Source organism: Glaciecola sp. XM2 (genome assembly GCF_018595715.1).
GTDB lineage: Bacteria > Pseudomonadota > Gammaproteobacteria > Enterobacterales > Alteromonadaceae > Glaciecola.
The window spans coordinates 422948-432500 of sequence record NZ_JAHEOJ010000024.1 but is presented as its reverse complement, the minus strand read 5'-3'; the positions used below and the strand labels follow the sequence as shown (position 1 = coordinate 432500).

Below are 9553 nucleotides of genomic sequence, written 5' to 3'. Positions count from 1 at the left end.
GACCGTGTCTCAGTTCCAGTGTGGCTGATCTTCCTCTCAGAACAGCTAGAGATCGTCGCCTTGGTGAGCCTTTACCTCACCAACTAGCTAATCTCACCTGGGCTCCTCTTCACGCGGGAGGAACTAGTCCCCCCTTTGACCCGTAGGTATTATGCGGTATTAGCCATCGTTTCCAATGGTTATCCCCCTCGCAAAGGCAAATTCCCAGGCATTACTCACCCGTCCGCCACTCGACATCATCTAGCAAGCTAGACATGTTTCCGTTCGACTTGCATGTGTTAGGCCTGCCGCCAGCGTTCAATCTGAGCCATGATCAAACTCTTCAATTAAATATCGAAATGTTCTTATTAAAAAGAACCAAATAAATTGTCGGTAGACACTCTTAACGAGTGCCCACACAGATTGTCTTGTTATAAATTGTTAAAGAGCAGTGCAACCTAACTTTCGTTCGTTGCCACTTGGGGACATCGAGTGTCTCTCAAGCGGGATGCGCATTCTACTTAAATGGCATTGAGTGTCAAGAAATTTATCTAGGTTTATTTAAATATATTTCGTTGAAACTGGCTTCTGATTTAAGCTGCGCTAACCACTATAAAAACATCGTCTTTACATGGCGTTACAGCTTGCTGTTGAAGCGAGCGCGCATTCTACATAGTAAATTCATGAGGTCAAGCAGAGAATCTAAAATATATTGGATTTCGTGGCTGTTTGTACACAAATAAAACGAACTGCGTTATTTCTGCTCATTAGTTAACAATTTAGATACATAATGCCGAGATAAAATGTGTATGCGATGTTACCCTAGCGCACATTAAAACTAACGTTGCTTATTCTGATAATAAGATTTACTGCCTTTGCACTGAAAACACCACTTATGCCAGATTTCTCTATTTTACTGATTTTTATTCCAACATGGTTTTTAGTATCCATATCTCCAGGCCTTTGCATGAGCTTAGCAATGTCTTTAGGAATGACTATTGGTCTTAAGAAAACGCTTTGGATGATGTTAGGCGAATTAATCGGCGTTGCTATTGTAGTGGTTTGTGCTGTTTTGGGGGTCGCCAGTGTTATTTTAAAATATCCAGCAGTATTCGAGGTCGCCAAGGTAATTAGCGGAGCCTATATCATCTTTGTAGGCGCACGCACGTGGCGGACAAAGGTAGAAATTGAAAGTATTCACATTACAAAACGGTCCACATCAACGTCACTGTCATTAATTAACAAAGGTTTGTTGACGGCAGTTCTTAATCCCAAGGGATGGGCTTTCACGGTATCTCTATTACCACCGTTTTTTGATTTGGAAAAACCCCTAGCCTTGCAGTTGAGCGTTTTCTTGATGATTATTTTGGTCAGTGAATTACTCTGCATGTTTTTATATGCTAGCGGTGGGCGCGGCTTACGCAAACTGCTAAATAGCAATGACAAAGCCCAGTACATTAATAAAATAGGTGGCATATTATTAATTGGGGTTGGATTATGGTTAGCGTTTTTATAGACGAACGAGGCGTCCACTGACATCGCCTCTTTTAGTTTATTTATCTCACCAAGCTTAGTATTCTACTTCGACTTTGTTTGCTCAGTAAAAGGGTTCCTATGGCAATGAGACCATTTAAGGGTATTACTCCCAAATTTGATAAAACGGTATATATAGATGAATCAGCGGTGTTGGCGGGCGATGTCATCTTGGCAGAAGATGCAAGTATATGGCCGCTAGTCGCAGCGCGGGGCGATGTTAATTTTATCAAAATTGGTAAGCGCACTAATATCCAAGACGCCACGGTATTGCACGTAACGCGTAAAAACCAAGCGAACCCTCAAGGCTTTCCGCTCATAATTGGTGACGATGTTACGGTAGGACATAAATGTATGTTGCACGGCTGTAGGCTAGGAAATCGTATATTGGTGGGTATGGGTGCAATTATTATGGATGGCGCAATTGTAGAAGATGATGTGTTTATTGGTGCGGGCGCATTGGTGGCACCAAACAAGGTATTAGAAAGTGGTTTTTTATATGTAGGTAACCCTGCAATTAAGAAGCGGCCACTGAAAGACGCTGAAATCGCCTTTTTAAAACAGTCGGCTATTAACTATGTTGCATTGAAAAACGATTATCTTGAAGAATCTCGTTCTGCTAATTAACTGAACTTTACCCCTTAACCTGATTCCCGCAGATAGTGGAGCACTTCTTGGGAATTAGGGCGTTTATCAAACCATAGGTAAAAGCTGTACGCGGCTTGCTCAACGAGCATTCCCAATCCGTCAATAACAATATCACATCCTAATTGTTTTGCGTGCTTCAAAAACGCGGTGTTATGCATCTCTTGCTGACCTTGATACACCATGTCGTAAACAGCGGGCTTGTTGCTAAAGATAGTATCAGGCAAATCGGGCAAGGCATTATCTAAACTGAGTGATGTTGCGTTGATCACCACATCAAATGTTTGGTTTGATGTTTCGTAAATAGATACCATTGCCTCAGAGTAGGCGTTCACGTGGTCTGCAAGCTGCTTTGCTTTCACTGCGCTGCGATTATATAAATATACGTGCGCGATCCCTGCATCAATGAGTGCTGGCAAAGCACCCTTTGCTGCACCTCCAGCGCCTATGAGCAATACATGTGCACCTTGCAAAACAACATTATGGCTTACTAAATCATTCACAAGCCCAACACCGTCGCTATTATCTCCAATAAAACCTGTTGGCGTTCTGATGATGGTGTTCACGGCACCGGCTCTTTTCGCTTGCACAGATAGGTCATCTACCCATGCCAAAGCATCGTGCTTAAATGGCATCGTCACATTCGCGCCTATAGTAGCTGCATTACTAAAAAAAGTATCTGCAGCGGCGTCAAAGTCATCCGCGCCTGCTAGGATTTTTTGATATTCCAAGTCAATATTAAACTGCTTGGCGAAAAGCCCATGGATGATAGGGGATTTGCTCTGTGCAATTGGGTTACCGAAAACACATGCTAGATATGAAGGCTGCTTCAAATGAATGGCTCATGAAAGAACATACACTTATAATACCTTGTTTACACGTATAAAAAAGCCCTGCATTAACATGCAGGGCTAATACATTCGGTATAATAATATTTAGAACTTGTAACCTACTGAAAGGGTGTATACCCATGGGTCAATTTCTACAGTGCTAATTGAACCGCCAGCAGCACCATTGATATCGAAAGAAGCTTCAGTATCAATATCGATATAGCGAATTGAAGCATTAATATAGATGCCGTCAGATACTTCATAATCAGCGCCCGCTTGAAGTGAAAGACCAAAAGATGCGTCCAAATCTAGGTTAGAAATGACTGCGCCTTCGGTAACTGTCTGCACAGTTTCCACAGCTCCTTGGTCAAAGTCTTCTGAGAAGAAGATTGTATAATTAAGACCCGCACCTACATAGGGCTGAAATTTAGCAGAAGGATCAGCAAAGAAATAGTTTACTGTCACAGTAGGTGGTAAATGCTTAGTTTCACCAAGCTTAGTGCCTAAAAACTCGATGTCATGCTTAAAAGGTGTAGCTGCAAGCACTTCAACATTTATATTGTCTGTTAAAAAATAAGCGAAGTTTAAACCTAGCTGCGTGTTGTTATCCACATCGACTAGTAGCGAACCTAAGCCGAGGGACTGACCTAAGTCTGCGCCACCAGCAAGGATAGGAGAGCTACTAGCATCAGGTGCTACAGTAGTTAAACCGACTCTTAGTAAGATATCACCCGCTTCGTGCGCTAAAACACTAGCGCTTGAAAGTGCTAGGACTGAAACAATGGCTGTAGATAAGAATGTTTTTTTCATGTTGTGCTCACTATATAGTTGTTAGAAATAGTTGTTAAAAACTTTGTTCACGATCATAAAGTACGCGGCACACGAAATATTGATCTAGATTAAGGTTCGATAAATGCCTGATTTCCGACGTTTATTTCGTTGATCTAAATCAACTTATTTCGAGCATATAGTGAAACTGTGGTGATTTATTCGAATAAAATGAGCGCCCAAGGCCCTTACAAAGCATTAACATCCCGACAGCGACAGCCAATTTGTTGCACGTAAATACTGTTGTAGCTCTGCCTCCTCGCTTCCTTCAATGGGTTGATAATTATATTCCCAGCGCACCAAGGGCGGCATCGACATCAAAATTGACTCGGTTCGCCCTCCTGTTTGTAGGCCAAAGAGCGTTCCACGGTCGTAAACCAAGTTGAACTCAACGTAACGTCCACGACGATAAAGCTGAAAGTCTCTATGGCGTTGTTCGTAACTTTGGTGTTTGCGCTTTTCAACAATAGGCAGGTAAGCATCAATATAACCCATCCCTACTGCCTGCATAAATGCGAAGGATTGCTCAAACCCCCATTGGTTTAAGTCATCAAAAAAGAGACCGCCAATCCCGCGCGTCTCATTGCGATGTTTTAGGTAAAAATAGTCATCGCACCATTTTTTATACTTTGCATACACATCATCACCAAAAGGTTCGCAAAGGTCGTGGGCAACTTGATGCCAATGTATCGCATCCTCTTCAAATACATATGATGGCGTAAGATCAAAGCCGCCACCAAACCACCAAATGGGATCCTCACCTTCTTTTTCGGCAATAAAAAAACGTACATTTGCATGTGACGTAGGTATCAAAGGGGAGTGAGGATGGATGACCAGCGAGACTCCCATTGCCTGAAAATTTCGTCCTGCTAGCTCTGGACGAGCCGCGGTTGCCGACGGCGGCATTTGCGTACCAAATACATGGGAGAAATTAACGCCCCCTTGTTCAATGACCTCGCCGTTGCTTAGCACGCGAGACCGTCCCCCGCCGCCTTCCTCTCGCGCCCAAGTATCTTCGATAAAGTGCCCTTTACCATCTGCCTTTTCTAAGGCTTCGCAAATACTGTCTTGAAGTGACAATAAAAATGCTTTTACTGATTCAATCTCGATGGTACTGACTGCTTTTTGATTCATGAACGAATAGTTTCCATTGTTTTGCTGTGAATAATTGTGCTCGGTGTTTTTTGTTTTCCTAGCGCACCTTCAATTAATATGACATCGGCGCCAAAATAGTCCAACACCTCAGCTTCGCTTCTAGCAGGCTCTTGTGTGGCTGGGTTAGCACTTGTAGAAACCATTGGGCCATTTACCGCTAGGCACATTTCACAGACCAATGCATGAGAAGTCACTCTCACCGCTACCATGTCTGAATCGCCGCTGATAAATGCGGGCGTTTTTGATGATTTTGGCAACAGCCATGTAAATGGACCGGGCCAACTGTCTTTAATGGCCTTTTGAGTCACGTCATCTAAATCACTGACATCTACATAAGGTGCAATCTGTGCATAACTTTGGGCAATCAAAATCATGCCTTTTTCTACTGGGCGTTGTTTTAGCTCTAAAATACGATGGACCGCTTGCTCATTTAGCGGGTCACACCCTAACCCAAATACTGCTTCAGTGGGATAAGCAAACACACTTCCAGCATCGAAATCACGTTTAAAAGTATTGGCGTCAAACTGCATTGTTCTAATCTCTATGAACCTGATGCGCGCATTTGCTTTGCGCACACACAAGGGTATGTTTATCTTTGTTTTGCAAAAGCATTATTGGCGAGCCACATTGTTCACACGTCTGCTCAACCGGCATTTCGTTGAGTACGTATTTGCATTGAGGGTAATTATCGCAGGCGTAGAAGTACTTCCCAAAACGGTTTTGTTTTTTGTCAATTGTCCCTTCTTTACATTTAGGACATGTGACCGGTGTATATTCTGCCGTTTTTCTTGCACCATGATTAGTCGAAATAAAGTGACAATTTGGAAAGTTTGTACAACCAATAAACATCCCATAGCGCCCTTTTTTAACCGCAAGTGTGCCATCACATTCGGGGCAATGGCTGTCATCAATGCGTTTTAGGGTCGCAACATCGTTATGGGTAAATGACTGCGTGTAATCGCAATTAGGGTAAGCCGAACAACCAAGAAACGTAGATTTTCCTACATGTTTCAAAGTGAGCGTTGATTCGCATTTAGGGCAATTGCCGTAAGCTAACTGATGGACAGCCTCGGCTGAGCCAAACAGTTCAGCATTAATTTTCGTCATAGCAATTAGTGCAATAAGCCCTCTGGCACTTCAAACAAAAGCTCTTCCATTTGTTCATAAGCGAGCTCTTTGCCTGGCACGTTAAACAACACCATCAATACCACCCATTTCAAATCGATGATCAAAAACTCTTTCGTCTCTATTTCCATCACGCGATCGATGACCATTTCTCTGGTGGAGGAGTCAAGCACATTTATATGCTCTAAAAATAATAAAAAGCCCCGTGAATCAGTATCGAGCCGCTGCTGCTCTTCATATGTATAGATTCTTGTAGAGGAAGGTTCGCTGGTGTATTGAAGATAGGGGTTTGCATCGGTTGATTGTAGCTCACAGAGCTTTTCAAGCCACGCCAATGCTTTGTAAATTTCATCGTGATGAAAACCTGCTCGTACTAGCTCATCGGCTAATTCATCTTGGTCTACCATCATTTCAGACTGGTTATGTACCAAATTTTCAAATAGATACATGAGGATATCAAACATATATTTAGCCCCTCAATTTAACGTAGCCCTCTGGTGTGGAGGCTACAATGCCACGCAACTCGTATTGTAATAATTTTGTCAGCACGTCAGATATCGGCATGCCAGTGCGTTTAGCGATCAGATCAACTGATGTAGCGCTATAACTAACACTATCTAACAATGGTTCAGTTGCCAAGGTTTGTTTGATACTTTTTTGTTCTACTGGGGCATTTAATAGCGACTTTGCTAAATGTGGGAGTTCATCAATGATGTCTTGCGCGCTTTCCGTTAACTTTGCACCCGCTTTTATCAAAAAATGTGTACCTTGTGCGTTAGGGTTATAAATTGCACTTGGAATAGCAAAGACTTCTTTATTTTGTTCCAAAGCATACTTAGTCGTCACTAAGCTTCCACTTTTTATTTTTGCCTCTACCACAACAACGCCTTCACTTAAGCCGCTGATAATGCGGTTTCGTCGTGGAAACAAGCTTGCATGAGGCGCTGTGCCTGGCACAAATTCGCTAACGATTAACCCGTTTTCAGCGATGTCTTGATAAAGTGCACGATGACGCTTTGGGTAAATTACATCAATTCCACATCCAAGCACTGCAATAGTTGGCAGACCGTGATGCAAACTGGCTCTATGGCAAAGTCCATCGATGCCAAGTGCCAAGCCGCTGGTGATGGTCAGTTGTGTAGTACGAGTTAAGTCTGCAATCAAGTCATCGACAACTTCCTTGGCATACTGGCTAGGCGAGCGTGTGCCAACCATTGCTAGTTGCGGCGTATGTATAAAATCTAAGTTGCCATAAGCAAATAAAAATAGAGGCGGACGAGCTAGCTCTTTTAAATGGCATGGGTATGCAGTCGAACACAGTGGTACAAAATGATGCTGTGTAGATTGCGATAACCACTGCAGCGCATTTTCTATACGTTTATACGTTTGTGTTGAGGGGGATTTCAACGCACTGATCTGTTGATCCTTCCAACCGCTTTGTTGCAGTTGTGGAGATGATAAATTAACAATATCGGTGAGTGTGCACTGATGAAACTTGGCGGTATCATAAAGCGACTTGATACCGATGTTAGGCACGCTATCAAGTCGCAGATATATATTTAACCGTTGTTCTTGAGATGTTTCTTTGACCGAATCCGTGGTCATATGGCAGTCCTTTTACATTAGTGTTAGTTCTGTGGTCTTGGGCTGGCGACAATTTCGCCGCCGGTTAGGTGAGTCGTTGCATCAGTCACCCAGCCGTAGCTAGCGTTATCAAACCCTCTGATGATGATCAGTTCACCCACTTTATAAGCAGGTTGCTCTACTTTCTCAGGTAAACTGAAAAACGCCATGAACGCAGATGAATCCTCATCCTTCATTCTTTCGTCTTTGTGATAAGCCGCCGGACCCTGCTTATAGATACCAAACACCATCCCAGGGGATACCTCAGCACTGCCTAGATTAACAATCACTACATCATGCTTAGAGATAATATTGTGGCCATTGATGTTCGATACGAGCTCGCCTACCTGAGTCGTGGCTGGCGAAAGCGTTAAGTCATTTTCATCGAAGGACATAGCGGGGCGTAATTTATCGCCAAATTTCACTTCACGCAGACTTTGCGATACTTTTACAACGTTGTTGCCATTCTCGAGCGCTACCGACAAATCAGCATCACTTAGTTGCATGACTTGCACGCCAAGTAACCTACCTGCGCTGTCATAGACTTCGCGCTCTTTGCGCACTATCTCAAAACTTTCAATGTTCGCGGCATTTGCGGTTGCTAAGGCACGGGTCAAAACGAAGTCTTCATCAACAAAGCGCGCTGTGCCTTCTCGGTCAGTCAAAATCGCGGGCAACATGGTGTAATCCTCTACCGTCATAATGCTGTCGTTATTGATGTACATCGCGATTTGATCCCATGGGAGCAGATTAATTGGGATCGGTTTAGTGCTTTGGTTTGAATCGGGAGAGAGCGTCACAGAGCGCTTGTTCGAAACCATCTCTAAAACAGGCTGACCATTTTCCCAGCGTAAACGCAGCATATCACCAGGGTAAATAAGGTGAGGGTTTACGATTTGTGTATTGTTACGCCAAAGCTCTGGCCAGCGCCAAGGCCTATCCAGATAGAGATTTGAAATGTCCCAAAGAGTATCGCCCTTTTTGACTTCATAGTTTTTTGGCGCATCATCTCTGATGTTTAACACGTCTGCGTGCGCGGATGAAATGACACTGATGCTGAGCAAACAAATCAAAGCAAAGCTGTGCACGATGAGACTTTTTATATGCATGACGCTGTTCCTGTACGAATATCAGTTTATTAATAAAATGACTGTTGTATAATTCGTTATCGGTTTGAATTTAAGAAAATTAACCCCAAATAGTGATTTAATAAGGTTTTGTTTTCTCCAATCACGCATCTTACGACTTATTGATTGCGGTTAAATACGAATTCTGCGCTATTCGTATATATTTAGATACTGACTAAAAGAGTGGTTTTACTATGGCTGTACTTGAAGTGCTCACGTTCCCAGATGAACGCTTGCGAACAATTGCCACCCCTGTGGAATCAGTAAACGATGAAATTCGTACGCTGGTAGACAACATGTTTGAAACAATGCGAGACGAACGAGGAATAGGCCTGGCAGCGACTCAAGTTGATGTACATAAGCGCGTTGTGGTCATGGATGTTTCCGACAATAGTGATCAACCCTATGTCTTTATCAATCCTGTGATCACTCACAAAGAAGGTTCTACCGTCAGCGAAGAGGGTTGTCTCTCGGTACCTAATAATTATGCAAAAGTAGACCGTGCTGAAAAAGTCACGGTAGAAGCACTCGATAAAGACGGAAAGGAATTTACGCTTGAGGCTGAAGGCTTATTGGCGATTTGTATTCAACATGAATTAGACCATCTGCAAGGTAAGCTTTTTGTAGATTATCTATCACCATTAAAGCGTCAACGCATCAAAAAGAAACTAGAAAAAGAAGCCCGTCTAGCGGCGCGCGAACTGTAAA

The 9553-nt window shown here is 43.1% G+C and carries 11 protein-coding genes and 1 rRNA gene (1 of these 12 only partly in view); 3 read left to right on the top strand and 9 right to left on the bottom strand.

Features of this window, described 5'->3' with window-relative positions:
- Nucleotides 1–329 (bottom strand): 16S ribosomal RNA (locus KJ365_RS12060) (it extends 1207 nt beyond the left edge of the window).
- Nucleotides 330–874: 545 nt separating this feature from the next.
- Here KJ365_RS12060 and KJ365_RS12055 point away from each other — a divergent pair.
- Nucleotides 875–1495, top strand: coding sequence for a LysE family translocator (locus tag KJ365_RS12055; protein ID WP_214451883.1), 621 nt, complete (start codon nt 875–877; stop codon nt 1493–1495).
- A gap of 98 nt (nt 1496–1593) precedes the next feature.
- Nucleotides 1594–2139 (top strand): gamma carbonic anhydrase family protein, encoded by a 546-nt coding sequence (locus KJ365_RS12050; protein WP_214451882.1) that lies wholly within the window; start codon nt 1594–1596, stop codon nt 2137–2139.
- A gap of 14 nt (nt 2140–2153) precedes the next feature.
- Here the strand turns inward: KJ365_RS12050 and aroE are convergent, their stop codons facing one another.
- The 8 genes from aroE to KJ365_RS12010 form a co-directional block, all read right to left on the bottom strand.
- Nucleotides 2154–2990, bottom strand: coding sequence for a shikimate dehydrogenase (gene aroE / locus KJ365_RS12045; RefSeq protein WP_250884184.1), 837 nt, complete (start codon nt 2988–2990; stop codon nt 2154–2156).
- Nucleotides 2991–3092: 102 nt separating this feature from the next.
- Nucleotides 3093–3797, bottom strand: a complete 705-nt coding sequence (locus KJ365_RS12040; protein ID WP_214451881.1) for an OmpW family outer membrane protein — start codon at nt 3795–3797, stop codon at nt 3093–3095.
- 216 nt (nt 3798–4013) lie between these two features.
- A complete protein-coding gene (gene hemF / locus KJ365_RS12035; RefSeq protein ID WP_214451880.1) occupies nt 4014–4949 on the bottom strand; it encodes an oxygen-dependent coproporphyrinogen oxidase in 936 nt (311 codons plus the stop codon).
- Nucleotides 4946–5500, bottom strand: a complete 555-nt coding sequence (tsaC, locus tag KJ365_RS12030) for an L-threonylcarbamoyladenylate synthase type 1 TsaC (RefSeq protein WP_214451879.1) — start codon at nt 5498–5500, stop codon at nt 4946–4948. Before tsaC ends, hemF begins: the two co-directional genes overlap by 4 nt.
- Before the next feature lie 4 nt (nt 5501–5504).
- On the bottom strand, nt 5505–6077 hold the full coding sequence (locus KJ365_RS12025) for a DNA topoisomerase family protein (RefSeq protein ID WP_214451878.1): 573 nt from the start codon (nt 6075–6077) through the stop codon (nt 5505–5507).
- 5 nt (nt 6078–6082) lie between these two features.
- Nucleotides 6083–6559: a DUF494 family protein gene (locus KJ365_RS12020; protein ID WP_214451877.1), complete on the bottom strand. Its 477-nt coding sequence runs from the start codon at nt 6557–6559 to the stop codon at nt 6083–6085.
- A gap of 4 nt (nt 6560–6563) precedes the next feature.
- Complete coding sequence (gene dprA, locus KJ365_RS12015) at nt 6564–7700, bottom strand: DNA-processing protein DprA (RefSeq protein WP_214451876.1); 1137 nt, start codon at nt 7698–7700, stop codon at nt 6564–6566.
- A 23-nt stretch (nt 7701–7723) separates the two neighbouring features.
- The gene (locus KJ365_RS12010) at nt 7724–8827 is read right to left on the bottom strand and encodes a LysM peptidoglycan-binding domain-containing protein (RefSeq protein ID WP_214451875.1); all 1104 of its coding nucleotides are present in this window, start codon (nt 8825–8827) and stop codon (nt 7724–7726) included.
- Between the two features lie 212 nt (nt 8828–9039).
- On the opposite strand from KJ365_RS12010, the gene def reads away from it, so the two are divergent.
- On the top strand, nt 9040–9552 hold the full coding sequence (gene def / locus KJ365_RS12005) for a peptide deformylase (protein WP_214451874.1): 513 nt from the start codon (nt 9040–9042) through the stop codon (nt 9550–9552).
- Nucleotide 9553: the final 1 nt, after the last annotated feature.

What these genes read in the sequence shown, in the direction of transcription:
- KJ365_RS12055 (WP_214451883.1), top strand. Translation starts at nt 875, where the DNA reads ATGCCAGATTTCTCTATTTTACTGATTTTTATTCCAACATGGTTTTTA.
- KJ365_RS12050 (WP_214451882.1), top strand. Translation starts at nt 1,594, where the DNA reads ATGGCAATGAGACCATTTAAGGGTATTACTCCCAAATTTGATAAAACG.
- KJ365_RS12040 (WP_214451881.1), bottom strand. Translation starts at nt 3,797, where the DNA reads ATGAAAAAAACATTCTTATCTACAGCCATTGTTTCAGTCCTAGCACTT.
- hemF (WP_214451880.1), bottom strand. Translation starts at nt 4,949, where the DNA reads ATGAATCAAAAAGCAGTCAGTACCATCGAGATTGAATCAGTAAAAGCA.
- tsaC (WP_214451879.1), bottom strand. Translation starts at nt 5,500, where the DNA reads ATGCAGTTTGACGCCAATACTTTTAAACGTGATTTCGATGCTGGAAGT.
- KJ365_RS12025 (WP_214451878.1), bottom strand. Translation starts at nt 6,077, where the DNA reads ATGACGAAAATTAATGCTGAACTGTTTGGCTCAGCCGAGGCTGTCCAT.
- KJ365_RS12020 (WP_214451877.1), bottom strand. Translation starts at nt 6,559, where the DNA reads ATGTTTGATATCCTCATGTATCTATTTGAAAATTTGGTACATAACCAG.
- dprA (WP_214451876.1), bottom strand. Translation starts at nt 7,700, where the DNA reads ATGACCACGGATTCGGTCAAAGAAACATCTCAAGAACAACGGTTAAAT.
- KJ365_RS12010 (WP_214451875.1), bottom strand. Translation starts at nt 8,827, where the DNA reads ATGCATATAAAAAGTCTCATCGTGCACAGCTTTGCTTTGATTTGTTTG.
- def (WP_214451874.1), top strand. Translation starts at nt 9,040, where the DNA reads ATGGCTGTACTTGAAGTGCTCACGTTCCCAGATGAACGCTTGCGAACA.